The sequence below is a fragment of the Brachybacterium sp. UMB0905 genome (genome assembly GCF_002871795.1).
Taxonomy (GTDB): domain Bacteria; phylum Actinomycetota; class Actinomycetes; order Actinomycetales; family Dermabacteraceae; genus Brachybacterium.
Genome location: NZ_PNHL01000019.1, coordinates 1 through 25,113, shown reverse-complemented (window position 1 = coordinate 25,113; position 25,113 = coordinate 1). Strand labels below are relative to the sequence as shown.

General features: G+C 70.5%; 21 protein-coding genes and 1 tRNA gene. 6 read left to right on the top strand and 16 right to left on the bottom strand.

The genetic code is table 11. The features are described from left to right. Nucleotides 1-24: 24 nt before the first annotated feature. From mfd to CJ197_RS13630, 6 genes are all read right to left on the bottom strand, one after another. Nucleotides 25-3,639 (bottom strand): transcription-repair coupling factor, encoded by a 3,615-nt coding sequence (gene mfd / locus CJ197_RS13655; protein ID WP_102237295.1) that lies wholly within the window; start codon nucleotides 3,637-3,639, stop codon nucleotides 25-27. Beyond that, nucleotides 3,636-4,250 carry an aminoacyl-tRNA hydrolase gene (gene pth / locus CJ197_RS13650; protein ID WP_102237294.1) on the bottom strand — a complete coding sequence of 205 codons (615 nt, stop codon included), beginning with the start codon at nucleotides 4,248-4,250 and terminating at the stop codon, nucleotides 3,636-3,638. Before pth ends, mfd begins: the two co-directional genes overlap by 4 nt. A gap of 140 nt (nucleotides 4,251-4,390) precedes the next feature. Continuing rightward, nucleotides 4,391-5,017, bottom strand: a complete 627-nt coding sequence (locus tag CJ197_RS13645; RefSeq protein ID WP_102237293.1) for a 50S ribosomal protein L25/general stress protein Ctc — start codon at nucleotides 5,015-5,017, stop codon at nucleotides 4,391-4,393. 223 nt (nucleotides 5,018-5,240) lie between these two features. Beyond that, complete coding sequence (locus tag CJ197_RS13640) at nucleotides 5,241-6,221, bottom strand: ribose-phosphate diphosphokinase (RefSeq protein ID WP_102237292.1); 981 nt, start codon at nucleotides 6,219-6,221, stop codon at nucleotides 5,241-5,243. After that, the gene (glmU, locus tag CJ197_RS13635) at nucleotides 6,218-7,750 is read right to left on the bottom strand and encodes a bifunctional UDP-N-acetylglucosamine diphosphorylase/glucosamine-1-phosphate N-acetyltransferase GlmU (RefSeq protein ID WP_102237306.1); all 1,533 of its coding nucleotides are present in this window, start codon (nucleotides 7,748-7,750) and stop codon (nucleotides 6,218-6,220) included. The genes CJ197_RS13640 and glmU overlap by 4 nt, the downstream gene beginning before the upstream one ends. 110 nt (nucleotides 7,751-7,860) lie before the next feature. Beyond that, nucleotides 7,861-7,932 (bottom strand) — tRNA-Gln (locus CJ197_RS13630). A gap of 132 nt (nucleotides 7,933-8,064) precedes the next feature. Between CJ197_RS13630 and CJ197_RS13625 the strand changes: the two genes are divergently transcribed. The 3 genes from CJ197_RS13625 (at nucleotide 8,065) to CJ197_RS13615 (ending at nucleotide 11,209) form a co-directional block, all read left to right on the top strand. Beyond that, nucleotides 8,065-8,664 (top strand): TetR/AcrR family transcriptional regulator, encoded by a 600-nt coding sequence (locus CJ197_RS13625; RefSeq protein WP_233190977.1) that lies wholly within the window; start codon nucleotides 8,065-8,067, stop codon nucleotides 8,662-8,664. A 9-nt stretch (nucleotides 8,665-8,673) separates the two neighbouring features. Continuing rightward, a complete protein-coding gene (locus CJ197_RS13620) occupies nucleotides 8,674-9,225 on the top strand; it encodes a MarR family winged helix-turn-helix transcriptional regulator (RefSeq protein WP_102237290.1) in 552 nt (183 codons plus the stop codon). Nucleotides 9,226-9,331: 106 nt separating this feature from the next. After that, nucleotides 9,332-11,209 (top strand): ABC-F family ATP-binding cassette domain-containing protein, encoded by a 1,878-nt coding sequence (locus CJ197_RS13615; RefSeq protein ID WP_102237289.1) that lies wholly within the window; start codon nucleotides 9,332-9,334, stop codon nucleotides 11,207-11,209. 863 nt (nucleotides 11,210-12,072) lie between these two features. Here CJ197_RS13615 and CJ197_RS13610 read toward each other — a convergent pair. The 3 genes from CJ197_RS13610 to CJ197_RS13600 are packed head-to-tail and all read right to left on the bottom strand — an operon-like array spanning nucleotide 12,073 to nucleotide 14,926. After that, a complete protein-coding gene (locus tag CJ197_RS13610; protein WP_102237288.1) occupies nucleotides 12,073-12,993 on the bottom strand; it encodes a 4-(cytidine 5'-diphospho)-2-C-methyl-D-erythritol kinase in 921 nt (306 codons plus the stop codon). After that, nucleotides 12,990-13,898 (bottom strand): 16S rRNA (adenine(1518)-N(6)/adenine(1519)-N(6))-dimethyltransferase RsmA, encoded by a 909-nt coding sequence (gene rsmA / locus CJ197_RS13605; RefSeq protein WP_102237287.1) that lies wholly within the window; start codon nucleotides 13,896-13,898, stop codon nucleotides 12,990-12,992. Before rsmA ends, CJ197_RS13610 begins: the two co-directional genes overlap by 4 nt. Then, entirely contained in the window at nucleotides 13,895-14,926 is a 1,032-nt protein-coding gene (locus CJ197_RS13600; RefSeq protein WP_102237286.1) for a TatD family hydrolase, read from the bottom strand. The genes rsmA and CJ197_RS13600 overlap by 4 nt, the downstream gene beginning before the upstream one ends. A 298-nt stretch (nucleotides 14,927-15,224) precedes the next feature. Between CJ197_RS13600 and rpmF the strand changes: the two genes are divergently transcribed. After that, complete coding sequence (gene rpmF / locus CJ197_RS13595) at nucleotides 15,225-15,395, top strand: 50S ribosomal protein L32 (RefSeq protein ID WP_102237285.1); 171 nt, start codon at nucleotides 15,225-15,227, stop codon at nucleotides 15,393-15,395. 126 nt (nucleotides 15,396-15,521) lie between these two features. On the opposite strand, the gene rsmI is transcribed toward rpmF, so the two are convergent. Next, complete coding sequence (gene rsmI, locus CJ197_RS13590) at nucleotides 15,522-16,376, bottom strand: 16S rRNA (cytidine(1402)-2'-O)-methyltransferase (protein WP_102237284.1); 855 nt, start codon at nucleotides 16,374-16,376, stop codon at nucleotides 15,522-15,524. 139 nt (nucleotides 16,377-16,515) lie between these two features. On the opposite strand from rsmI, the gene CJ197_RS13585 reads away from it, so the two are divergent. Then, nucleotides 16,516-18,225, top strand: a complete 1,710-nt coding sequence (locus CJ197_RS13585) for a dolichyl-phosphate-mannose--protein mannosyltransferase (protein ID WP_233190975.1) — start codon at nucleotides 16,516-16,518, stop codon at nucleotides 18,223-18,225. 57 nt (nucleotides 18,226-18,282) lie between these two features. Next, on the top strand, nucleotides 18,283-20,406 hold the full coding sequence (gene malQ, locus CJ197_RS13580; RefSeq protein WP_102237283.1) for a 4-alpha-glucanotransferase: 2,124 nt from the start codon (nucleotides 18,283-18,285) through the stop codon (nucleotides 20,404-20,406). On the opposite strand, the gene CJ197_RS13575 is transcribed toward malQ, so the two are convergent. The 6 genes from CJ197_RS13575 to CJ197_RS13550 form a co-directional block, all read right to left on the bottom strand. After that, nucleotides 20,396-20,866: an S-ribosylhomocysteine lyase gene (locus CJ197_RS13575; protein WP_102237282.1), complete on the bottom strand. Its 471-nt coding sequence runs from the start codon at nucleotides 20,864-20,866 to the stop codon at nucleotides 20,396-20,398. The genes malQ and CJ197_RS13575 overlap by 11 nt on opposite strands. 73 nt (nucleotides 20,867-20,939) lie before the next feature. Beyond that, nucleotides 20,940-21,494: a LysR family transcriptional regulator gene (locus tag CJ197_RS13570; protein ID WP_102237281.1), complete on the bottom strand. Its 555-nt coding sequence runs from the start codon at nucleotides 21,492-21,494 to the stop codon at nucleotides 20,940-20,942. A gap of 54 nt (nucleotides 21,495-21,548) precedes the next feature. Next, nucleotides 21,549-22,292: an alpha/beta fold hydrolase gene (locus tag CJ197_RS13565; protein ID WP_102237280.1), complete on the bottom strand. Its 744-nt coding sequence runs from the start codon at nucleotides 22,290-22,292 to the stop codon at nucleotides 21,549-21,551. Beyond that, nucleotides 22,289-22,999, bottom strand: a complete 711-nt coding sequence (locus tag CJ197_RS13560; protein ID WP_102237279.1) for an alpha/beta fold hydrolase — start codon at nucleotides 22,997-22,999, stop codon at nucleotides 22,289-22,291. Before CJ197_RS13560 ends, CJ197_RS13565 begins: the two co-directional genes overlap by 4 nt. Nucleotides 23,000-23,011: 12 nt before the next feature. After that, nucleotides 23,012-23,830 carry a hypothetical protein gene (locus tag CJ197_RS13555; protein ID WP_102237278.1) on the bottom strand — a complete coding sequence of 273 codons (819 nt, stop codon included), beginning with the start codon at nucleotides 23,828-23,830 and terminating at the stop codon, nucleotides 23,012-23,014. A gap of 65 nt (nucleotides 23,831-23,895) precedes the next feature. Beyond that, nucleotides 23,896-24,951 carry a hypothetical protein gene (locus CJ197_RS13550; RefSeq protein ID WP_102237277.1) on the bottom strand — a complete coding sequence of 352 codons (1,056 nt, stop codon included), beginning with the start codon at nucleotides 24,949-24,951 and terminating at the stop codon, nucleotides 23,896-23,898. Nucleotides 24,952-25,113: the final 162 nt, after the last annotated feature.

Below are 25,113 nucleotides of genomic sequence, written 5' to 3'. Positions count from 1 at the left end.
GCGCCCCGCGGAGGGCTCTCCGTTCTATGCGCCGCGCGGCGGGCTCTCCGTCTCCCGCGGCGCCGTGATCTGCTCGGCGGCCGCGGGGACCAGGGTGCGCAGGATGCCGCGGGCCCAGTCCAGCAGGGCGTGGTCGCGCAACTCGGTGCCGCCGAAGCGGGCGGTCATCGGCCGGGGCACCAGCACCTGGCGCAGCGCCGGTTTGATGACGGTGCCGGGGTGCAGGCGCTTCATCCGCATCGCCACCGAGTCCGCGGGCTCCAGGTGCGCGAAGCGGATCATCTTGCCCTGCGCCTGGACCTCATCCACACCGGCGGCGCGGGCGTCGATCCTGAAGCGCGCCACATCCAGCAGCACCTCCACGGGGGCAGGGATCTCGCCGTAGCGGTCGGTGAGCTCGGCGCGGATCTGCTCAATCTCCCCGATCTCACGCACCGCCGAGAGCTTGGAGTAGGCCTCCAGGCGCAGGCGCTCGGAGCCGATGTAGTCGTGCGGGATGTGGGCATCCAGCGGCAGCTCCACCCGGATCTCCTTCTCCGGGGCGGGTGCGTCGCCGCGGAAGGCCGCAACGGCCTCCCCCACCATGCGCACGTACAGGTCGAAGCCCACCCCGGCGATGTGCCCGGATTGCTCACCGCCCAGCAGGTTCCCGGCCCCGCGGATCTCGAGGTCCTTCATCGCCACCTGCATGCCGGCCCCCAGGTCTGTGTTGGTGGCAAGCGTGGTCAGGCGGTCGTGCGCGGTCTCGGTGAGGGGCTTGGACCCGTCGTACAGGAAGTAGGCGTAGGCGCGTTCGCTCGAACGGCCCACGCGGCCGCGCAGCTGGTGCAGCTGGGACAGCCCGAACTTATCGGCGTTCTCCACGATGAGGGTGTTCGCGTTGGCGATGTCCAGCCCGGTCTCCACGATCGTGGTGCACACCAGGACGTCGAAGTCCCGTTCCCAGAAGTCGACGATGACCCGCTCGAGCTGGGCCTCGTTCATCTTCCCGTGGGCGACGGCGATGCGCGCATCGGGCACCAGCTCACGCAGGTGCGCGGCCACCCGGTCGATGTCCTCCACCCGGTTGTGGATGTAGAACACCTGGCCCTCGCGCAGCAGCTCACGGCGGATCGCGGCGGTGACCTGCTTATCGTCCTGCGCCCCGACGTAGGTGAGCACCGGATGGCGCTCCTCCGGCGGGGTGGCGAGGATCGACATCTCCCGGATGCCGGTGACCGCCATCTCGAGGGTGCGCGGGATGGGGGTGGCGGACATCGAGAGCACATCCACGTTCGTGCGCAGCGCCTTGAGGGTCTCCTTGTGCTCGACGCCGAAGCGCTGCTCCTCGTCGATGATCAGCAGCCCCAGCTCCTTGAAGCGCACGGTGCCGGTCAGCAGCCGGTGGGTGCCGATCACCACATCCACGGTGCCCTCGCGCAGGCCGTCGATGATCTGCTCGGACTCCGCTGCCGTCTGGAAGCGGGAGAGCCCGCGCACGGTGACGGGGAAACCGGCGTAGCGCTCGGTGAAGGTCTCCAGGTGCTGCTGGGCCAGCAGCGTGGTGGGGGCGAGGACGGCGACCTGCTTGCCGTCCTGCACGGCTTTGAAGGCGGCGCGCACGGCGATCTCCGTCTTGCCGTAGCCGACGTCCCCGAGGATCAGCCGGTCCATCGGGACGGGCTTTTCCATATCGGCCTTGACGTCGTCGATCGTCGAGAGCTGATCGGGCGTCTCGACGAACTCGAAGGCATCCTCAAGCTCCCGCTGCCACGGGGTGTCAGGGCCGAAGGCGTGACCGGGGGCGGACTGCCGGGCGGAGTACAGGCGCACCAGCTCATCGGCGATCTCGCGGATCGCCTTGCGGGCGCGGGATTTGGTCTTGGCCCAGTCGGCGCCGCCCATCCGGTTGACGCTGGGCTCCTCGCCGCCGACGTACTTGGTGACCTGGTCCAGCTGGTCGGAGGGCACATACAGCCGGTCCCCCGGCTGGCCCTTCTTCGAGGCGGCGTACTCGATGACCAGGTATTCGCGGGTAGTGCGCTTCGCGCCGGCGCCGACGGTGCGGCTGGTCATCTCCACGAAGCGGCCCACGCCGTGGTGGGCGTGGACGACGAAGTCCCCGGGACGCAGCTGCAGGGGGTCCACGACATTGCGACGCCGCGAGGGCATCTTGCGCTCCTCGCCGCGGCGCGCCCCGGACTTGCCGGTGAGGTCCCGTTCGCTGGCGAGGATCAGCCGCTGGTCCTCCAGCACGAGTCCTTCGGGGAAGGGGCCGACGGTGACGACAGCCTCGCCCGGGACGATAGGCCCCTCCAGGGCGGGGGCGAACACGGCCGGCAGGCCCTCGCCGCGCAGATTGTCAGCGGCATGGCGGGCACCGCCGGGGCCCACCATGGTGGCCACGACGCTCCAGCCCTCGGCCCGGCGGCGCTCGAGGTCCTTCGCGGCGTCCTGCGGCTTGCCGGAATAGCCCGGGTGGGTGGCGGCGTGGCGGGTGAGGTCCAGATCCGCATCCAGGCCGATCGCGGCCACGGTGGACCAGGAGCGGGAGGTGGCCAGGGCGTGTTCACGCGCCTGCTCCAGGGGGATGAAGCTCGCGGCCCCCACATCGATCGGCAGCCCACCACCCGCAGCAGCGCTGGACCAGGCGGCGGCGAGGAACTCATCGGTCGTCGCCACGAGCTCATCGGCGCGGGCCCGGCTCTTCTCGGGATCCAGCAGGAGGAACCGGGCACCCGGCGGAAGGGCATCGGTGACCTGCTGCATCGACTCCACGAGCACGGGGCTGAGGGATTCCATTCCGTCCACGGCGATGCCGTCGGCGATGCGCAGCAGCATCTCGCGCACCCCGGGCAGTTCCTCGGCGCGAGCCCGGGCGCGCTCGCGCACCTGCGGGGTCAGGAGGATCTCGCGGCAGGGCGGGGCGTCCAGTCCCTGCTCGACAACATCCAGGGAGCGCTGATCGGCCACGGAGAAGTAGCGGATCTCGTCGATCTCATCACCGAAGAGGTCCACGCGCACCGGATGCGGCTCCGTCGGCGGGAATACATCGAGGATGCCGCCGCGCACTGCGAACTCCCCGCGCTTCTCGACCATGTCCACGCGCACATAGGCGGCATCGACCAGATCGGCGGCCAGATCATCGAGCGGGTAGGTGTCACCGGTCCGAGCCCGCACCGGCCGCAGATCACCCAGGCCCGCGGCGATCGGCTGCAGGAGAGAGCGCACGGGCATCAGCAGCACCCGCACCTCATCGCCGGGGGCGGGATGGGCGATGCGCCGCAGGGTCTGCAGCCGGCGAGCCACCGTGTCGGCCCGCGGGGAGAGCCGCTCATGCGGGAGGGTCTCCCAGGCCGGCAGCTCCGCGACCTGCGCGGTGCCGATCAGTGCGGCGAGCGCTGCGCGCAGGTCCTCACCGGCGCGCGTAGTGGGGGTGATGACCACGAGCGGCTGCGCGGCGGTCGCGCTGCGGGCCAGATCCGCGATGAGGAAGGGGACCAGGCCCGTCGGGGCGAGCACGTCGGCGCCGCGGGCCTCCTCACTGCCGTCCTGTGCGCCCAGCAGCTCGCGGGCCCGGGTGAGGGCGTGACCGGCAGCAACCTGCTGAAGCAGGGGTGCGAGCGGTGCGGGGGACGTCGTGGTGGGGTCGGTGCTCATCGTGCCTCTCGGCTGTGGAAGCGCTGCTGGGCGGCGGAGAGCCCCTCGAGGACGAGAGCCTCGACGGCATCGGCCGCATCGGACAGCAGCAGGGGAAGGTCCTTGCGCTCGGTGGAGCTGAAGGGGGACAGGACGAAATCGGCGGTGTCGGCGCGCCCGGGCGGGCGGCCCACGCCCACGCGCACACGCAGGTAGTCCTTGGTGCCCAGCGCCTTGGTGATGTCGCGCAGCCCGTTGTGGCCGCCCTCGCCGCCGCCGCGCTTCAGACGCAGCGTGTCGAAAGGGATGTCCACCTCGTCATGCACGATGATCACGCGCTCGGCGGGGATCGCGTAATAGTCGGCGAGCGCCTTCACGGGGCCGCCGGAGGTGTTCATAAAGCCGGTCGATTTCGCGAGGATGACCCGCTGATCCGCGCCGGGGATTCCCAGGCGCCCCTCGAGAACGACGGCCGGGGCGCGGCGCGCAGCCGCGAAGCGTCCCCCGGCGGCCTCGGCGATGTGGTCCAGCACCATCTGCCCCACGTTGTGACGCGTCGCGGCATAGCGCGGCCCCGGGTTGCCGAGACCCACGACCAGGCAGGGCCCATCGGGACGGTCGCTGAGGCTCATGGCACTGCTCCTGGGGGTGAGATACGAACTGCCGGATCGAAACTACCGGGGCGCCGCGCTGTCGCGCGACGCCCCGGCACCTGGATGTGAGCAACGGTGCGGACGCGGTCGATTCCCCGCCCGGTCCGGACCGCGGGCGGTCACTCCTCCTCGGAGGACTCCTCACCCTCAGCGGCCTCACCCTCAGCGGCCTCCACGTCCTCGCCGTCCTCGTCGGTCGGCTCCTCCTCGACCTTCGGGACGGAGATGGAGACGACCAGCAGCTCCGCGTCGGTGACCAGCTCGGCACCCTCGGGCAGGGTGACGTCACCGGCGAAGAGCTGGTAGCCCTCCTCCTGGCCCTCGACGTCGATCTCGACCTGCTCGGGCACCTTCAGGGCGTCCACGGACAGGGTCAGGGTCTGCTCCTCGACGAACGCGGCAGCCGGGGCGGTGACCTCACCGGTGATGATCACGGGGATGTCCACCTCGACCTTCTCGCCGCGGCGGACCACGATGAGGTCCAGGTGGGAGAGGGTGCGCTTGAGGGGGTGGCGCTGGATGTCCTTGATCAGCGCGAGCTTGGACTCATCGCCGGGCAGGGACAGCTCGAGCAGGGCGTTGGGGTTACGGGCGGCCAGCGCCGTCTCATGCCCGGGCAGGATCAGGTGGATGGGCTCCTGGCCGTGGCCGTAGAGGACGGCGGGAACCTTGTGCTCGGCGCGGATCCGGCGGGCGGCGCCCTTGCCGAACTCCTCGCGCAGCTCGACGTTCAGGGTCTCAGGCATGGGATGCTCCTTCGTTGCGGTGGTGCTGCGGACTGCTCTCACGGCGCTGTGAGACACGTCGGCGCCGCGGGCCAGGCCCGTGCCACCGCACCGCGTCGATCACGGAGGAACACAGTCCTCCCTCGCCGAAGTACCCGCACACCTTAACGGCTCCGGCCCCCCAGTGCCTATGCGCCGAGGGCCCGAAGGTATGGGATGTTGGTCACCGCCGGGGAGCGGCGGCTCAGACCTCGCCGTCGAACAGGCTGGTCACCGAGCCGTCGTCGAACACCGCGCGGATGGCGCGGGCCAGCAGCGGGGCGATCGACAGCTGCGTGAGGCGGTCGAACTGCTTATGGGTCGGCACCGGCAGCGTGTTGGTGCACACCACCTCGCGCACATCCGAGCCCTTCAGCCGCTCCGTCGCCGGATCCGAGAGGATCGGATGCGTCGTGGCGATCACCACCGAGGACGCGCCGTTGGCTTTCAGTGCATCGGCGGCCTGCACGATCGTGCCGGCCGTGTCGATCATGTCGTCCACCAGCACACACGTCTTGCCCGCCACGTCGCCGATCACCCGCTTGGCCACCGCCTTGTTGGGCTGGCGCGGATCACGAGACTTATGGATGAAAGCGAGGTTCACCCCGCCCAGGCGCTTCGCCCACTGCTCCGCCACGCGGATGCGCCCAGCGTCCGGGGAGACCACCGCGATGTCCTCATCGCCGTACTTATCCGAGACGTACTCGGCCAGGATCGGCAGAGCCATGAGGTGATCCACCGGGCCGTCGAAATAACCCTGCACCTGCGGGGCATGCAGGTCCACAGAGATCATGCGGTCCGCCCCGGCGGTCTGGTAGAGGTCCGCGACCAGGCGGGCGGAGATCGGCTCGCGGCCGCGATGCTTCTTGTCCTGCCGGGCGTACGGGAAGCTCGGGGCGATCGCGGTGATGCGCTTGGCGGAGGCCCGCTTGAGCGCGTCGATCATGATCAGGTGCTCCATCACCCACGTGTTGATGGGCGCGGGGTGGGACTGCAGGACGAACACGTCGGTGCCGCGCACGGACTCGCCGTAGCGCACATAGATCTCGCCGTTGGCGAAGTCCCAGGCGTCCATCGGCAGGACCTCGACACCGAGCTCAGCGGCGACCTCCTGGGCGAGCACGGGGTGCGCCCTCCCAGAGACCAGGACCAGTCGCTTCTCCCCGGTGGTGACGATTCCGCTCATCGCTGCTCGTTCTCCTGCTTCTCCTGGCCGGCGGTGGGGGCGGGTGAGGCGTCGGCGGTGGCATCGGACCGGTCCAGAGCCTCCCGGGCGGCAGACTCGGCCGCTGTCCCCGCGCGGCGTCGCAGGGTCCATCCTTCCACGTTCCGCTGCGACACAGCGTTCACTCCCAGTGCGCCGGGCGCCACATCCTTGCGCACCACCGTGCCCGCGCCGGTCGCGGCCCCGTCGCCAATGGTGACCGGGGCGACCAGCACATTGTCGGACCCCACGCGGACGTGACGGCCGATGGTGGTGCGGTGCTTGCTCACTCCGTCGTAGTTCGCGGTGATGGTGCCAGCCCCCAGATTCGTGCCCTCGCCGATCTCCGCATCCCCGACGTAGCTCAGGTGCGGCACCTTCGCGCCGGTGTCGATCCGGGCGTTCTTCGTCTCGACGAATCCGCCGATCTTTCCCTGCTCCCCCAGGTCCGTGCCCGGCCGCAGGTAGGAGAAGGGGCCGACGCTCGCCCCGGCGCCGATCACGGCCAGCAGCGTGTGGGAGCGCACCACCTCAGCACCCTCGCCCACCTCGGTATCGCGCAGCGTGCAGTCGGGTCCGATGACGGCGCGTTCACCGATGTCGGTCGCACCGTGCAGCTGCACACCGGGCAGGATCACGGCGTCCTGGCCGATGGAGACATCGGCATCGATCCAGGTGGTGGCGGGATCGACGATCGTCACGCCGGAGCGCATGTGACGGGTGAGGATCCGACGGTTCATCTCCGCGCCCAGCTGCGCGAGCTGCACCCGGTCATTGACGCCCTCGACCATCATCAGATCCGCCGTGACCACGGCGCGGACGCTGCGCCCGTCCTCGCGGGCGATCGCCAGCACATCGGTGAGGTACATCTCGCCCTGCGCATTGTCGGTGCCGATGCGGGAGAGGGCATCGCGCAGCACCGCGAGATCGAAGGCGTAGATCCCGGAGTTGATCTCGTCGATCGCGCGCTGCTCGTCGGTGGCGTCCTTGTGCTCGACGATGCCGAGCACCTCGCTGCCGTCGGCGCTGCGCAGGATGCGGCCATAGCCTGTGGGGTCCGGCACCCGCGCGGTCAGCACCGTGACAGCCGCACCCGCGGACTCGTGAGCGGCGACCAGCTCACGCAGTGCCGCGGCCTCCAGCAGCGGCACATCGCCGTAGGTCACCAGCACTGTGCCCTCCGTCGCGGTGACCTGCTCCAGGCCGCACTGGACGGCGCGGCCGGTGCCGGGGATCTCGTCCTGATCGGCGATCACCACATCCCCGGCATGCTCGGCCAGGTGCGCGGCCACCCGATCGCGCTCATGGCGCAGCACCACCACGAGCTGCCCCGGCGCAGTACCGGCGGCGGCATCCAGCGCATGCACCAGCAGGGAGCGTCCGCCGATCTCATGGAGCACCTTGGGGGTGCGGGACTTCATGCGGGTTCCGGCGCCGGCCGCGAGCACGATCACGGCGGCGGGAGCAGCGGACCGGGCGGCGGTATCGGTCTGGGCGGACTCGGTGGGCACAGTGGGCTCGGCGGGCTGCACGTCAGGGCTCCTCTGGGTATGCGATCAGGGACCGGAGCGCCGCCTATCCCCGATGCACGCTGCACGCAGCGCACGAGGGCGACGGGCCGTTCCGCCATCAGGACTCGAACCTGAAACTTCAGAACCAAAATCTGAGGTGTTGCCGATTACACCATGGCGGATCGGCGCTCCCGGCACCGGATGGCCGATGAGGAGCGCGGATCGATCCTAACGGCCCGGCAGAGGATCCACCGTCCGTGTGGGAGACTCGCGCCATGGCGGAAAGCTCCACCCCTCGTAGCAGGTCCACCCGGATGTCCGGGAAGGAGCGGCGCGAACAGCTGCTGACCGTGGGGCGGCGCATCTTCGCCGAGAAGGGCTACGACATGACCACGGTGGAGGAGATCGCCGCTCGGGCGAAGGTCTCCAAACCTATCGTCTACGAGCACTTCGGCGGTAAAGAAGGGCTGTACGCCGTGGTCGTGGACCGCGAGGTCTCCACCCTCCTGGCTGCCCTCGAGGAGTCGCTGGCCGATCAGCGCGAGCACCCGCGGGTGCTCATGGAGAAGGCAGCGCTCGCCTTCCTGTCCTACATCGACACCCACGAGGACGGGTTCCGGATCCTCGTGCGCGACTCCCCCGTCAGCCACGCCGTCGGCACCTTTTCCGCCCTGCTCACCGACGTCGCCAGCCGCGTCGAGGAGATCCTCGCCACCCAGCTGCGTCTGCACTCCTACCCTGCCAAGGACGCGACCGTGTACGCACAGATGCTGGTCGGCATGGTCGCCTACACCGGCCAGTGGTGGCTCGAGAACCGTAAGCCCTCCAAAGAGGTACTCGCCGCGCGCATGGTCAACCTCTCCTGGTATGGGCTCAGCGGACTCGAGCGCAAGCCGGAGCTGCGCGGTCTCTAAACTCGACGCATGCCCTCCACTCCCCCGACCCGCTCCGCCCCCGTCGGCCCCGCTGCTGCGCCGCGCGATGAGGTGGATGGGATCCTCGCCGGCTGGCACCAGGCCCGGCCCGACCTCGACGTCACCCCGCTCGCGGTCCTCTCCCGCATCTCGCGTCTGGCCCGGTACCTGGAGACCGCTCGCCGCGAGGCCTTCGCCGACGCCGGACTCGAAGGCTGGGAATTCGACATGCTCTCCGCCCTGCGACGCAGCGGAGAGGACGCCCTATCCCCCGGCGCTCTCATGCGCGAAACCCTCGTGACCAGCGGCACCATGACCACACGGATCGACAAGCTCGCCGCCCGCGACCTGGTGCGCAAGAACCGCTCCGCACAGGACCGACGGGCCGTGGAGGTGCGGCTGCTGCCCGAGGGCGTCGCCCGGGTTGATGCCGCGATGGAGCGTCTGCTCGCAGCCGAACGGGAGCTGCTCGAGCCGCTCAGCGCCGACAGCTCCGCACAGCTCGCCAACCTGCTGCGCAGCTTGCTGCTGACCTTCGAAGCGGATAACGGCGACGGCTGAGCAGCCGCTGTCATCCGGTTTTCCTGGCTTCCTCGCTTCCTGACGTCCGCACACCCGACGATTCTTTTCGCCCGCCCCACGATCCACCTCCGGAGGTTTCGCCCGTATGGCCCACCTGCTCGGCACCCAGTCCCTCCACATCGCCCTGCCTGACCGGGTGCTGCTGGAGGCGGTCACCGTCGGCATCGAGGACGGGGACCGGATCGGCGTGGTGGGCCGCAACGGCGACGGAAAGTCCACGCTCCTGCGCCTGCTGGCGCGCACTGCGGAGCCGCATTCCGGCCGGGTGACCGTGCGCGGAGGGGTGCGGGTGGGCGTGCTCACGCAGCAGGACCGGGCCGATCACGGCGTGAGCGTGCGCGAGCGCGTGGTAGGTGACCGGCCCGAGCACGAGTGGGCCTCGGATCCTCGGATCCGCGACGTCCTGGCCGGGCTGCTGCAGGGCATCGACCTGGAGGCGGCGCTGACCGACCTCTCCGGCGGGCAGCTGCGGCGCGTGCACCTCGCTGAGCTGCTGGTGGGTGACTGGGACGTGCTGCTGCTCGATGAGCCGACGAACCACCTGGACGTGGAGGGCATCGCCTGGCTCGCCGAGCACCTGCGCCGCCGCTGGTCACCGAAGGACGGCGCACTCGTGGTGGTCACGCATGACCGCTGGTTCCTCGACGCCGTGTGCACCCGCATGTGGGAGGTGCACGACGGGATCGTCGAACCATTCGAGGGCGGGTATGCGGCCTATGTCCTGCAGCGGGTGGAGCGGGACCGACAGGCCGCCGCGATCGAGGCCAAGCGGCAGAACCTCCTGCGCAAGGAGCTGGCCTGGCTGCGCCGCGGCGCCCCCGCCCGCACCTCGAAGCCGAAGTTCCGCATCGAGGCTGCGAACGAGCTGATCGCCGGGGAGCCTCCGGTGCGCGACCAGGTGGCACTCACGCAGCTGGCCACCTCGCGGCTGGGCCGGGATGTGATCGACCTGCTGGACGTCGACGCCGGCTATGGCGAGCACACCGTGCTGCGGGATGTGACGCTGCGGATCGGGCCGGCGGATCGCATAGGGGTGCTCGGTCCGAACGGTGCCGGGAAATCGACGCTGCTCGCGCTGGTGCAGGGCACGCTCGCTCCGCAGGCAGGGCGGGTCAAGCGCGGCAAGACCGTGACGGTACGGCAGGTCTCTCAGCGTCTGGATGGCCTCGCGGAGCACGCCGGGGAGCGGGTCAGCGATGTGGTGGGCCGCTACCGCACCTCCTATCAGGCCGGGAAGGACGAGGTCACCCCGGGGCAGCTGCTCGAGCGGCTCGGCTTCATCGCCGCGCATCAGAAAGTTCGGATCGGGGAGCTCTCCGGCGGGCAGCAGCGGCGGCTGGATCTGCTGCTGACGCTGCTGGAGGAGCCGAACGTGCTGATCCTCGATGAGCCCACCAATGACATGGACACCGACATGCTCGCGGCCATGGAGGATCTGCTGGATACGTGGCCGGGGCCGCTGCTGGTGGTCTCGCATGACCGGTACCTGCTCGAGCGCGTCACCGACCTGCAGTACGCCGTGATCGACGGCACCGTGCGGCATCTGCCGGGCGGAGTCGAGGAATACCTGCGGCTGCGGGCCGACAGCGCGGCGGCGGCCGAGCGCGGAGCGGGAGGTGGCAGGTCTGCAGCTGGTGGGTCTGCAACTGGTGGGTCTGCACGAGGCGGATCTGCGGCTGGCGGGCCGGCGGGGTCCGATGGGGCCGTGAGCTCCCCTGCCGCGTCGGAGACCACAGGGCTCACGGGGGCCGAGGCGCATGCGGCACGCAAGGAGCTCAGCGCTCTCGAGCGGCGCCTGACGAAGCTGGAGACGCAGCAGCAGAAGCTACACGAGCGCCTGGCCGCACATGACCAGTCAGACTATGAGGGGCTCGCCGCGCTCACCGCTCAGCTGCGGGATCTGGAGGATCAGGTGGAGCAGGCGGAGGAGCGCTGGCTGGAGCTGGGCGAGCAGCTGGGCTGAGGTCACCTGCCCCGGGCAGACCGTCACCGAGGATGGCACGGTGCAGCCGCAGCAAGGCATCGTGCACTGTGGGCAGCTGGTGGAAGTCCGGCAGTGGGTCCAGCGGTGGCGGCGCTGCGGGTGGCGCGCTTGTTGCGGGGGGCGCGGCTGCTGCGGTCGGCGCGGGCGCGGGAGTCCATCGCCACGAGCTGACCGTCCTCGGGGTCCGTGTACAGCCGTCGCAGCCGCAGGGCACTGTCTGCATCCGGGCTGGCACAGACAGCCTCATACATGGCGTCCCGGATGTGCTCGTACGGCACGGCGCCGAGCCCTTCGATGAGTGCGGCATCGGCGTGGGCGGGAGCGAGCAGGGAAGCGATCGGTGATGACCACCCCGAGGTCCACGGTGCTGGGATCCAGCGCCTCACCGCCGAGCAGGGCCTGGGTGAACAGGTCCGCCATGATCTGGCCGTGACCGCGTCGATCACCGTGGGAGCGGGCACTCTCCGTGGCGACGGAGAGGCCTTTGCGGATCCGCGGGGCCCATCGTCCGTCCCACACCGTGGACTGCTGGGGCGGTGAGGCGGCCATCGGCGAGCGCCCCGAGCATCCGGGGCATGGAACGGACCAGGCGGCGCGAGGTGGCCAGGCTGCGGCCGGCCGCGGAGGTCGGTTGGTGCAGCGCATGGGATGCCTCTGCTCGCGCGATGAGGCGCGCCTGGCGAGCGGACTCACCACGTTGGCGGGATGACGAGGTCCATCTCGTCGATCCGCAGCGAGTCTCCATCGGCCATGATGAGCATGCGACCATAATCGCACAGCCGTTCGACTCAGGCAAGCGTTCTGCCCATCTTGCGAGCGAAACTCGATCACACGTTCGAGCGCTACTTCTCCTCGAGCACGCTCGCTCCCGGTGCGGATCCGCGCACGACCAGGCAGTTCTGCACGACCTCTCGGGCGGCGAGAGCGTCGGCGAGCATCCGGGCGTGGGCGTCGTCCTCGACGAGCGCGGCGATCGTCGGGCCGGAGCCGCTGACGATCGCGCCGAGCGCGCCCTGCCGTTCGGCCTCCTCCACCACGGCCTCCAGGCCAGGGTCGAGCGCGAAGGCTGCGGCCTGCAGGTCGTTGTGCAGGGTGTCTCCCAGCAGCTGCGCATCGCCGCGGGCTAGGGCTTCGAGCTGGCGTTCATCGACCGCCGGTTCTGCCGGGAGCGCCTTCCCCACTGCCGCGGCGATCTCATCGAAGCGCCGGTACACCTCGGGGGTGGAGAGCCCGCCGCCGGGGATCGCGAGCAGCCAGGTCCATTCCCCGTGGGTCAGGACGGTGGTGAGGTCCGCGCCGGTGCCGCGCCCCAGGGCGGTGTGGCCCAGCATCGCGAAGGGCACGTCAGCGCCGAGCTGTGCTCCGAGCTCGCGCAGTCGTTCGGCGCCGAGCTCGAGGCCCCACAGCCGGTCCAGCGCCACGAGGGTCGCGGCGGCGTCGGCCGATCCTCCGCCCATCCCGCCGGCGATCGGCACCTGCTTGTGCACGTGCAGTGCAGCCCCTGCGGTGCATCCGCTCTCGCGGCGCAGCAGCTCGGCGGCCTGCAGTACGAGGTTCGTGCCGTCGTGCGGGATCGCGCCGGGCACCTCGGAGTCGACCGTGAAGCTGATCTGTTCGGCGCGCTCGGCCGTGACGGTCTCGTACAGGTCGACGGCCTGGAACACGGTGGACAGCGCGTGGTAGCCGCGCTCATCGACCGCCCCGACGGCCAGGGAGAGGTTGATCTTGCCGGGGGCTCGCACCACCACACGCGACAGGCTCATCGGCTCTCCTCCGTGCGCTGCTGCGTGTGCGCCCCTGCCGCCTGCGCGATCGCACTGAATTCCTCGATGCCGAGCCGCTCGCCACGTTGCCCGGGGTCGATACCTGCCGCGCGCAGCAGCTCCTCGGCGCGCGCCGCACTGCCGGCCCACGTGGCGAGCGCCGCCCGCAGCGTCTTGCGGCGCTGCGCGAAGGCGGCGTCCACGACGGCGAAGACCTGCTCACGCTCCGCATCGGACCCGCGCGGCTGCTCATGGCGCTGCAGGTGGACGAGGGCGGAGTCGACGTTGGGGACGGGCCAGAAGATCTGCCGGGAGATCCGGCCGGCGTGGACGGCGGTGCCGTACCAGGCGGCCTTCACGCTCGGGGCGCCGTACACCTTGCTGCCGGGCTGGGCGGTGAGGCGGTCCACTACTTCGGACTGCACCATGACCAGGGCGCTCGTGAGCGACTCGAAGCGCTCGAGCATGGTGAGCAGGATCGGGGTGGCGACGTTGTAGGGCAGGTTCGCCACCAGCGCCGTCGGTTCCCCGGAGTGCGGCAGGACGGGCAGCTCGGTGACCTGCAGGGCATCGGTGTGGACCAGGCGGAAGCGGCCTGCGGGGATGCCGCGCGCTTCCAGCGTGGCCGGCAGCAGCTGGGCGAGCCCGCGGTCCAATTCGATCGCCGCGACGTCCGCTCCGGCCTCCAGCAGCCCGAGGGTGAGTGAGCCCAGCCCCGGGCCCACTTCGAGCACGGCCTGGCCCGGCTGCACCTGGGCGCGCTCGACGATGGTGCGCACCGTGTTGGGGTCCATGACGAAGTTCTGGCCGCGCTGTTTGGAGGGGCGGATCCCCGCGGCGTCAGCGAGCTCGCGGATGTCGCGGGCGCTCAGCAGCGTGGCGGGCCGCTCCGCAGAGCCGTTCATGCGGCGCTCGCCACGCGCAGGTCGTAGACGTCCAGCGTGGTCGCCCGCACCGCGCGGCAGGCCTGCTCCAGGTCCGTCCCAGTGACCTCGGCGATCGTCGCCATCGTGTGCGGGATGAGGTACGAGGAGTTGGGGCGGCCGCGGTACGGGACCGGGGTGAGGAACGGCGCGTCGGTCTCCACCATCACCGGGCCCAGGCCGACGGCGGCGAGCGCCTCGCGCAGCGGCACGGAGTTCTTGAACGTCACGGTGCCGGCAAAAGAGAGGTACCAGCCGTGTTCCACGCACGTGCGGGCGAACTCGGCGTCCCCGGAGAAGCAGTGGAAGACGGTGCGCTCGGGGGCGCCGTCGGCCAGCAGCACCTCGAGCACGTCCTGGTGGGCGTCCCGGTCGTGGATCTGCATCGGCAGGTCCAGTTCCTTGGCCAGCGCGATGTGGGCGCGGAATGAGTCGATCTGCGCGGCGCGGGCCTGCTCGTCTTTGCGGGAGGTGCGGAACCAGTCCAGGCCGGTCTCGCCGACGGTGACCATGCCGCGTCCGCGCACCAGCTCGGACACCTCGGCGATCGCTGTCTCGAGGTCCACCATCTCCCGCCCCTGGTGGTCGTGGCCGCGGGCGTGCAGTGCGGCTTCATTGGGGTGGACGGCGACGCCGCCACGCAGGGACGGCGGGCAGTCCTCGCTCGCGAGCAGCGCGGCGGTCCAGCGCACCGCCTCGAGATCGGAGCCGATGGTGATCTGCGCGTCGATGCCGGCTTCGGCGGCCAGGCGGACGTGGTCGGCGATGCTCAGCGCCGTGTCGCCGTCGGAGAAGTCCAGGTGGCAGTGGTTGTCGATCACCGGGGAGGGCAGCGGCTCGGGGGCGGGCGGCCAGGAACGGTCCCGCCGGGATCCGCGCGGGTCGATGTCCTCGCGGTCGCGCACGGGCGCCGGGCCGGAGGTTGGCGCTGGGGCCGGGGCCGAGGCCGGGGCCGAAGCTTGCGCTGGGCGGGGCGTCGATCCGCTCGGGTTCTGCTGGGGGGTGGGCATGCGACCATGGTAGGAGCGTTCGCGTCCGCACCCGAACACGTCGGATCGAACCGAGTCCAGACCGAACCCGGCCGACGCCCGCGAGGGCCCGCCCAGGCACGTCCGGTGGGCGACGTCACGCCCGGCGGGGGAAGCGCTCCGGGCGTGATTGTGGCAGGATAGGACGTCGTTGCGCTCCCCCGTGCCCCCGAGCGCCCCGGATTCGCCGAATCTCTCGAGATTCCCCAGGCCGGATTCGGGTCGCTGCTCGCCGGGGACGCATCGCCCGTTCATCCTCCGGACCGTCAAGGAGCGTCCCATGGCAGTGCCCAAGTTCAAGATGTCCCGTGCGCGCACGCGCTCCCGCCGTTCCCAGTGGAAGGCCAGCACCACCGATCTGGTGCAGGTCAGCCAGCGCGGCCGCACCGCGAATGTCCCGCGCCGTCTGGCCAAGGCCTACCAGCGCGGTCTGCTGCAGATCGACGACTGATCCGTCGGCTGCCGCCGCAGCTTCTCACGACGCCCCCGTCACCGTGGTGCCGGGGGCGTCGTGCTGTCTGCGGCAGGCGGCGCGTCAGCGGCCCGCCCCGCGCGTCCTGCGGCCCAGCCCCGCGCGTCAGCTCCCGTCCGCAGCCCGGCGGCGAAGCGCGAGGTCGTACAGCTCGCGGGCGCTGATGCCGTCGTGCCCGCGTGCCACCTCCTTCGCGGCGTCCTTCAGACGCTCTCCCGCGGCGGCGCGCTGCAGCACCGCATCCACGAGGTCCTCGGGTCGGGCTGTCGTGGGCTGCGCCCCGCTGATCACGAGCACGATCTCGCCGAGCACCTCGTGCTCGTCTGCCCAGGCGGCGAGCTCGGCGAGGCTGCCGCGCACCACCTCTTCATGCGTCTTGGTCAGCTCGCGCGCCACCGCGGCGGGCCGCTCCTCCCCCAGCACCTCTGCCATCGCCGCGAGGGTTGCGGCAGTGCGGCGCGGGGACTCGAAGAACACCATGGTGCGCGGCTCCTGCGCGAGAGACTCCAGCAGGCTGCGCAGGCGTCCCTCGCGGCGCGGCGGGAACCCTTCGAAGGTGAAGCGGTCCGGGGCGATCCCGGAGGCGGCCAGCGCCGTCAGCACCGCTGAGGGTCCGGGGATCACCGTGATCGGCAGCCCCGCCTCGACCGCAGCGCGCACGGCCTGAAATCCGGGATCGGAGACCACGGGCATCCCGGCATCGGTGACCACGAGCACCCGTCGGCCCTCGCGCAGCGCGGCGAGCAGCAGCTCGGTGCGCTCTGCCTCGTTGTGCTCGTGGTAGGAGATGATCTTCGCCCGCAGCTCGACCTCGAGGTCGCGTGCGAGGCGGGCCAGGCGCCGGGTGTCCTCCGCGGCGATCAGATCCGCCGCGGCGAGGGCGCGCTGCAGCCGCACGGAGGCGTCCAACGGGTTGCCGATGGGGGTGGCGGCGAGGGTGAGGACTCCGGGCTGCAGCATCTGCCCATGCTAACGACGCCCCATCCCTGATCTCCCCGCGCCCTGGTCTCCCCGCGCCCTGACGCCCACCACCCTGCCCATGCGCCGACTCGCTCTGCGGAGCGGGTGCGCGAGGGGGACGATGACCTAGCATTGCCGCGTGCAGGAGCAGGAGGGGCAGACGAGCAGCGCGCAGGTCACAGACCGTGATCGCGCCGCCGGTGCTCACCCGGACGCGTCCGAGGATGCGCGCCAGGATGCCCAGCCCAGCTCGCGGCGCGGCAGTGTGCGCGCGGATCTCGGCTCCCCCGAGCGTGCGGGCATCCTCGCGTTCTACCGTCGGCGCCTGCGGATCGATGACCTGCCCGGGCCCTCCCGCGGGTTCTGGGCGGGGGCGATGGCTCTGCTGGGCCTCGCGCTTGTGCTGCGACTGTGGGGGCTCGGCGGCATTGGCGAGCTGATCTTCGATGAGACCTATTACGTCAAGGACGGCTATACCCTCACGCAGACCGGTGTGGAGATGGACTGGCCTGAGGAGCCCGATCCTGCTTTCGAGGCCGGAGACGTGGACTCCTATGAGCCGACGGGCTCCTATGTGGTGCATCCGCCGCTGGGGAAATGGCTGATCGGCGCGGGGATGCTGCTGCTGGGCGCAGACAGTCCGTGGGGTTGGCGGATCTCCACCGCCCTGGCCGGCGCCGCGGCGGTGCTGCTGGTGACGCTGATCGGCCGACGTCTGCTGCGTTCGCACACCGTCGGTCTGATCGCCGGGCTGCTGATGGCCGTGGAGGGGCAGGCGATCGTCCATGCCCGCACGGGTCTGCTGGACAACTTCGTGATGGTCTTCGCTCTGGCCGCGTTCGGGGCGCTGCTGCGGGACCGTGATGCGTTTCGGGAGCGTCTGGCGCTGGCGGCCACGCGGGTGCATCTGGCCGCCGCGTCCCCGTCGGCCCTGGGCACGTCGGGAGGACTGCGGCCCTGGCGGATCATGGCCGGAGCGCTGCTGGGCATGGCCTGCGCCGTGAAGTGGTCGGGCATCTATTTCCTGGCGGTGTTCGGGATCATGACGGTGCTGTGGGACTGGTGGGCCCGCCGCGCTGTTGGCCAGCGGTCCTGGCTGCTGTCAGGTTTCGTGCGCGATGCCCTCCCGGCATTTTTCGCGATGGTGGGCACGGCGCTGCTGACCTACCTCGCTTCCTGGTCCGGCTGGTTCGCCTCGACGATCGGCTACAACCGCCACCTCGCGGAGTCGAAGGGGGTCGCCACCGGCCACGGGGCGGTGGATGCGCTGCATTCGCTATGGCTGTATCACGTGCAGGCCTATGAATTCCATCGCGGACTGGACTCGGAGCACCCCTACCAGGCCACTCCCCTGGGCTGGCTGCTGCAGCTGCGGCCCACGAACTTCTACTACCGCTCCTATGACTACGGAGAGCATGGCTGCGAGGTCGCCCGCTGCGGGGCGCACATTCTGGATGTGGGCAATCCGCTGATCTGGTGGCTGGGCACCGTCGCCCTGGGGGTCGCGCTGCTGTTCGGGATCCTGTATCGCGACGGGCGCGCATGGGCGATCTGGGCGGGGATCGCGGGCGGATACCTGCCGTGGCTGCTGTACCTGGATCGCACCGTATTCACGTTCTACACGATCGCCTTCACCCCGTGGGTGGTGCTCGCCCTCGCCTACGCGCTGGGACTCATCATGGGCGGCCCCTCCGCCTCACGGGATCAGCGGTTCGCCGGTGGGCTGTTCGTCGGCGCGCTGCTGACGCTGATCGTTCTCGTCTCGGCGTTCTTCTGGCCGGTGTGGACCGGGCAGGTGCTGGATGTCCACCAGTGGCAGTACCGCATGTGGCTGCCGTCCTGGACCTGATCACACCGGGCCCTTCCCGGTGCGATCCGGGCGGCGCAGCCGTCTACGATATGCGCCATGTGCTCGGATACCCCCGCTCTGCGCGACCTCGCCCATGACCTTGGCGTCAGCACCCAGTACTGGGGGTGGGACGGCACGCTGAAGGACGTCTCCCCGGACACGCTGGCCGCTGTGCTCACCGCGCTCGGCGCCGATGTCTCCTCGCCGGAGGCGATCGCCGCCACCCGTGCCCGCCGTGAGCGCGCCCCGTGGGAGCGCACCCTGCCGCCGGTGACCGTGATGCGGGAGGACCGCGACAGCTCGATCCCCGTGCACGTGGACCATGGCACCGCGGTGACGATGCACCTGCGGCTCGAGGACGGGGCCCGGTGGGATCTGCAGCAGAGCGAGGACAACACGGCTCCGTTCGATCTGGACGGCACACTGCGCGGCCGCGCCCGCTTCCACCTGCCGGCCGGGCTGCCGCTGGGCTGGCACCGGGCGGTTGCCGAGCTCGAGGACGGGCACAGCGTCGAGGCCGATGTGGTGGTCACCCCGGCGCGGGTGACGGTCCACGAGCAGTTCGCCGCGCAGCGGGCTTTCGGGCTGCAGGCGCAGCTGTACTCGGTGCGCTCCAAGCGCTCGTGGGGCATCGGCGACCTCGCTGATATGCGGGATATCGCCGCGATCACCGGTGCCCGCCACGGCGCGGACTTCCTGCTGGTGAACCCCCTGCACGCCTCCTATCCGACGGCGCCGGTGCTGCCCTCCCCATACCTGCCCACCACGCGGCGTTTCACGAGCGCCCTGTACCTGCGCATCGAGGACGTGCCGGAGTATCGGCTGCTCACCGAGGTGGCACGGCAGAAGGTGGAGCTGCTGCGCCAGGGCGTGGCCGGCTACAACGAGGATGCCGAGCATCTGGTGCGCGATGCGGTGCTGACCGCGAAGAACAAGGCGCTCGAGGAGCTGTTCGCGGTGCCGCTGACCCCGGCGCGGCAAGCGCTGCTGGACGCCTACCGGGCCCGCGAAGGGCAGGGGCTGGAGGACTTCGCGCTGTGGAGCGCAATCGCCGAGCAGCTGCACGGCACGGAGGATGAGGCGAGCCTCGCCGAGCTCGATGAGCGCACCATCGAGCAGGCCCGCCGGGAGCTGGCCGAGCGCATCGAGTTCCACGTGTGGGTGCAGTGGCTGCTGGATGAGCAGATGGGTGCCGCCCAGTCCGCGGCACAGGATGCGGGGATGCGCATCGGCATCATGCATGACCTCGCGGTGGGCGTGGAGCAGCTGGGCGCCGATGCGTGGAGTCTTCGTGATGTGCTGGCGCTCGGCGTGGGCGTAGGCGCTCCCGCGGACCAGTACAACCAGCAGGGCCAGAACTGGGATCAGCCGCCGTGGCACCCCGAGCGTCTGCGGGAGCACTCCTACCGGCCGTGGCGGGACATGCTGCGCACCCTGATGCGGCATGCCGGTGCACTGCGGATCGACCATGTGCTGGGACTGTTCCGCCTGTGGTGGATCCCCGAGGGACATGAGGCGTCCGATGGGGCATATGTCGCCTACGACCATGAGGCGATGATCGGGATCCTGGCGCTCGAGGCGCAGCGCTCGGGCACCCTCGTGGTCGGTGAGGACCTGGGCACTTTCGAGCCGTGGGTGCGGGACTACCTGGTCGAGCGCGGGATCATGGGCACCTCGATCCTGTGGTTCGAGTACGACGACCAGGGCCGACCGCTCGCGCCGGAGCACTACCGCACCCAGTGCATGGCCTCGGTGAACACCCATGACCTGCCGCCGACGGCCGGGTACCTGGCCGGGGACCATGTGGCGCTGCGGCATGAGCTGGGGCTGCTGGAGCGCAGCCTCGAGCAGGAGCAGGCCGCCGATGCGGAGGCTCGCGAAGAGGTCCTGGATCTGCTGCGCGGCGAGGGCCTGCTGGAGGCGGACGCGGACATCGAACAGACGGTGATCGCGCTGCATCGGCACCTGGTGCGCACCCCGTCGATGCTGCTGGGGGTTTCGCTCGTGGACTGCGTGGGCGAGCGACGGATCCAGAACCAGCCGGGCACGGATGAGGAGTACCCGAACTGGCGGATCCCGCTGGCCGATGCCGACGGGCAGGTGGTGAGCGTGGACGATCTCTCGACCGACGAGCGCACCGCGCGCCTGCTGCACGCGGTGCGGGAGGGTCTCAGGCGCTGACCTGCCCCCACTGCTCGCGCTGCTCCAGCATCGCCCGCGCAGCCGTCTTCGCACCCTCCAGGGTGTGGTGCGCGCCCCAGCCGCACTGGATCTCATTGGCCGCTGGCACCTCATCCGCGGCAAGCAGGTCCCGCAGGGTCGCCTCGAGGACCGGGGTGAAGCCCTCGACGGTGTGGTCGCCCACCAGCAGGACGTAGAAACCGGTGCGGCAGCCCATCGGCGAGACGTCCAGGACGTCCGCGCTGTGGTCGCGCATGTGCTCGGCCATCATGTGCTCGAGAGAGTGGACGGCCTCGGAGTCCAGGTGCTCCCGGTTGGGCTGGGTGAAGCGCACATCGAACTTCGTCAGCACATCACCGCCGGGCAGCTCCTTGCGATCGGCGATGCGCAGGTAGGGGGCGGCAACGGCGCGGTGGTCGAGGTTGAAGCTCTCGACGTTCATGCGGGGCTGCTCGGTCATGGGGACCTCCTTCGGATCAGGTTGCGGGGTGTTCTGACGTGGGGGTGTTCTCGACGTTTGGGGAGCCGACGGGTCAGCGACTGGAGCGGGCGGTGCGTCCGCGCACGACGCCGACGAACTCCTGCCGCAGATCATCATCGGCCTCACGGGGCCAGGCGAGGCCGATGCGCGTGGGTTCGGCGTCCGCCTGCGGCAGGTGCACAGCATCCTTGCGGTGGTGCAGCCGTGCGAGGGGCAACGGCATCCGGGTGAACCCGATGCCGGTGGCGACGATCGCGACGCGATCGGCCGCATCATCGAGATGCTGGGGCAGGATCTCCCTCTCCCCGGACTGTGCGAGGTCCTCTTCGCGGACCTCTTCGTGGAGGCTGAGGAGGTTCTCGTCCCCCACCACCACGGCGGCGCGCTCTTCCCACAGCCGCACCAGGTGCAGCTCGTCGAGCTCGGGCAGCGGCAGCCGCACGAAGCACATGTCGACCTCTGCGGTGGCCAGCACTTCGCGCTGGCGCGACAGCGGCACGGGCACGAGGTCCAGCCAGGCGCTGCGGCGGCCGGTCTTCCACCGGCGCAGGAAGCGGTCCGGTTCGACCCCGGGCACGAAACCGACGCGCAGGGTGGGGCGATGCATGGTTGTCACATCGCCAGGGTACGGGGCGAACGCCGTCCTGCCTGGCAGGTGGCCTCAGCCCTCCCGCTCGCTGCGGGCGAGCACGCGCAGCAGGTCCGTCGTGAAGCGACCGGGGCGGACCAGGTTGACCATGTGATTGCCATAGGGCAGGACCTCCAACGCTCCGCGCGGCGCAGCGGCGACGAAGGAGCGTTCGTGCAGGCGCAGCTGATCACCCCGTCCATGCAGAAAGGTCACAGGCACCGGGATGCGGGCGAGATCCGCGCGCAGGTCCATGGAGGCGACAGCGGCGAAGGCTGGGGCGACCACGGCCACGTCGGCCCTCCCGCCGCGCACGTAGGCGCGGGCTCCTTCGGCGCCGAGCAGCAGACGCAGCGGCCAGGTGCCCTGCCGCGCCCCGGGCACCCGGTCGACCATCTCCATCAGCGCGGCGTACGCACGGGCGGTGTGCGGCGTGGGCTGCACGGCGGCGCCGCAGGCGATGACCGAGCACAGCAGGGCCGGGTCCTCTGCGGTGAGCCGGGCGGCGGTGTGGATGGCGAGCATCCCGCCGAGCGAGCTGCCCACCAGGTGCGTCGGACCATCCTCGGCGGCCACGCGCACGGCCTGGCTGATCACCTCCGCCGCAGCGTCGAGGGTGAACGGCTCCGTGTGGCGCGCGCCGTGCCCGGGCAGGTCGGGGGCGGTCGTGCGATGCCCGGCGGCTTCCAGCCCGGGGCGCTGGAGGTCCCATTGGCTGTGGGAGGTGCGTGTGCCGTGGATGAGCACCACGGGATGAGGCGCTGGCCGTACGGTCACGCCGACACCGCCTGCCCGGCGCAGCGGTGCAGGATCTTCGCGAACCGTTTCGGGCGGGACAGGTTGGAGATATGCCCGGCGTCCTGCAGGATCACCAGTTCCCCATCGCGCGCGGCCTCGAGGAACAGGGCCTCGTGGCGGCGGAACGGATCATGCTCGCCGTTGACGAAGGTGATCGGTACGTCGATTCGCGTGACATCGGCCAGCAGGTCGAAGGAGCCGACGGCGCGGACCACCGCGGAGACCACGCCGTGGGCGCGCCCGCCGCCGTAGTAGCGTTTCGCGGCCTTGCGGGTGTGGCGGCGGGCGAAGGAGCGGGCCACCCGGGCATCGGAATCCCCGGGCAGCCAGTCCTTCATCGTCAGCCACAGCCCGTACAGGCGCGCCATCGCGGGACCCGGGACGATGGTGCAGTCCGCGGCGACCACGCCCGCCAGACGCCCCGGATGGGTGCCGGCCCAGTGCACCGTCAGATAGCCGCCGAGCGACAGACCCACCAGCAGCGGTGGTTCCTCGCAGGCGGCGACCGCTGCATCGATCGTGGCGAGCGCGCCCTCGAGGGTGAAGGGCTCGTCGTGGCGCCGTCCGTGACCGGGCAGGTCCGGGGCGATCACCTGATAGCCGCGCTCACGCAGGCGACGGCGCTGCCCCTTCCACATGGTGCGCGAGGAACGCACTGCGTGGATCAGGACGATGCTGCGGGTCATCGCGGGGGCGGCTCAGGCGTCGGCCGGAGCGGGTAGCACCTCGCCGATCAGGTCCTGCAGGGTCTGCGCGGAGATCCGACGGACCGCCACCTGCTCCTCGGGCGAGCTGGGGGTGTCCATCATGTACACGTCCTGCGAGGTCGCCATCACCGACACCTGGGCGGAGCCGTCGGATTCGGCGCTGGTCAGGACCGTGAGGGCGCGCGTGTCACGCAGCGCCTCGGCGAGCTCCCCTTCACCCTCGAGCTCGGCGGCGGTGGCGCGGATCGGCTCGTCATCCTCGTCACCGGCCACCTGGTCCTGGTCGACGTAGCGGGCCAGTCGGGCGGGGACCGCCGAGCGCAGCGGCAGGCTGAAGTGGTGGAACCCGTCGGCCGTGATGAGCTCCTCGAGGATGCCCTCGCGCGGGAACACGTAGACCATCACGGAGGTGGTCTGGTCAGCGACCTGCCGGGTGAGGTTCAGGACCGCCAGTGGCATCGAGCGCAGCGTGAGCAGGCCGGCGAGGGTGCGGTCCAGCTGGGCGGCGCGCTCGACTGGACGCTCCGGGTCGACGATGTCCTCGCCTTCGTTCTCCTGCTGCGCATCATCGAGGACGACGAGTCCCCGGGCGATCAGGGAGCGGGCGGCGATCGCGGCGGCCAGTTCCCGATCGAACTCGGCCGCGTCGAGAAAGGGGCTGCCGACGAGTTCGAGGGCGCTGGGTCCGCCCAGGGCCAACAGTTCCTCATCGGACAGCACAGCCAGGACCTTCGGGTCCTCGCTGGCTTCGGCGAGCAGGGCGTAGGCCGAGGCGGCGTCACGTTCGGTGAGCAGCGGAGGGGTCGTCATGGGGCGATCCTATGCGGGGATATGATCCGGGCAGCTGAGCAACGGGTGAATTCTGGTACGCCCGGTCACCAGCCGAAGGCCTCGCCCAGACCGCCCAGAGCGTCGGAGACCGCTGATCCGGCATCGGAGATCGCGGAGCCGACGGTCGACGCCGCAGAGCCGATCGCATCTCCAGCCGCGGAAGCGGCTGAGCCGACCGCATTGCCCACGGTGCTCGCAGCATTGCCGACGGTGCTGGTGATGCCGTCCCAGTTGTCGTAGACCATACGGCCGATGTCCATCCCGGCCGAGACGATGCCGAGGCCCGCGCCGACGGCGCCGACGATCGGGGCGGCCGGTCCGGTGAACGGCGCGGCGACCAGCAGGCCGCCACCGATAGCGGACAGGGAGCCGCTGACGCCGTTGTAGATGTCCCCGTCCTTGAAGCCGTTGTAGGCCTGCACGCCACCGAGGGCGATGTCGACGAACGGCATCGCCTTGCCGAGGCCGCTGCCGACGCTCTTCAGCCACGGCGCCACATCGTCGAGCTTGTTCAGCCACTCCAGGGGGCGGAAGTTGCCCAGGGAGTTCGGGATCTTCAGCTTGTCGAAGAGCTTCTCCGCGGCGGCCTGCCAGCCCTTGCCGCCCTTGAACAGCTCATCGAGGTAAGCGGACCGCCACAGCTTCTCGAGCCCGGCATCAGCGAGCTTCCGGAACTCGTCGAACGCGGTGGGGATCGCGTCCACGAACTTCATGAAGTCCTTGAACTTCTTGAACAGCCCCTGGCCCTTGACCCAGAGGTCCTTCAGGAAGCCGAAGGGGTTCCAGCCGCCGTCCTCACCACCGCCGGACCCGCCGGCGCCGCCCTCGCCATCGGCGGAGGCCTGATCCTGCTCCTCGGCGTGCTCCTCGAGACTCTTGCCGCCGTGGTCCACGGTCTGCTGACCGCTCTCGAACAGGCCGGCCACGTGACCGCTCCACTCGGAGCGGAAAGAATCGGCGTCGCTACCGCGCCAGATGCCCTCGTCCATCACCAGCGGCGTCAGCTGGTCACGCAGCTCGATCACTCGCTGCGCCTTGGTCACCATCAGCTGCCCATGCTGGCGCAGATGGTCGGTGTTCGCGCCGTAGAAACCGCTCATCGCCGGTCCGCTCCCCTGCCTGCGACGCTCGCGCGCCGTGGTTATCCCGTGTCCTGCCCCTGACGGCTCACACAGTAGAGAAGCTCAGTGCACCCGGTGGTGTCATAGCGTCGAAGCAACACCCCCGGTCGGCGGGGGTCTGATCGGTGGAGTGTGCGGATG